The organism is Bacillus sp. REN10 (genome assembly GCF_016820555.1).
Classification (GTDB): domain Bacteria; phylum Bacillota; class Bacilli; order Bacillales; family Domibacillaceae; genus Bacillus_CE.
Window position 1 is genome coordinate 1 of sequence record NZ_JADHDW010000051.1, and the last position, 342, is coordinate 342.

The window sequence follows — 342 nt, forward strand, 5'->3', positions numbered from 1 at the left end:
GATTGGGGTGAAGTCGTAACAAGGTAGCCGTATCGGAAGGTGCGGCTGGATCACCTCCTTTCTAAGGAAATTACGAAAAGTAAGAACGTTGTTCTTACTACAATTAACGCAGCGTTTTATTTTGTTCAGTTTTGAAGGTTTAATCCTTTTTTGTGTCAAAAATAATAGAGTAAGGGCCTGTAGCTCAGCTGGTTAGAGCGCACGCCTGATAAGCGTGAGGTCGATGGTTCAAGTCCATTCAGGCCCACCATCCTTACTCATCTATACGGGGCCTTAGCTCAGCTGGGAGAGCGCCTGCTTTGCACGCAGGAGGTCAGCGGTTCGATCCCGCTAGGCTCCACC

Annotated in this window: 2 tRNA genes and 1 rRNA gene; all 3 read left to right on the plus strand. The window is 48.5% G+C overall.

The features are described from left to right. A 16S ribosomal RNA gene (locus IRB43_RS17715) occupies nucleotides 1-61 on the plus strand; the annotation flags it as partial. A 112-nt stretch (nucleotides 62-173) separates the two neighbouring features. Continuing rightward, nucleotides 174-250: transfer RNA gene (locus IRB43_RS17720), tRNA-Ile, on the plus strand. Between the two features lie 17 nt (nucleotides 251-267). Then, nucleotides 268-340 (plus strand) — tRNA-Ala (locus tag IRB43_RS17725). Nucleotides 341-342 lie beyond the last annotated feature (2 nt).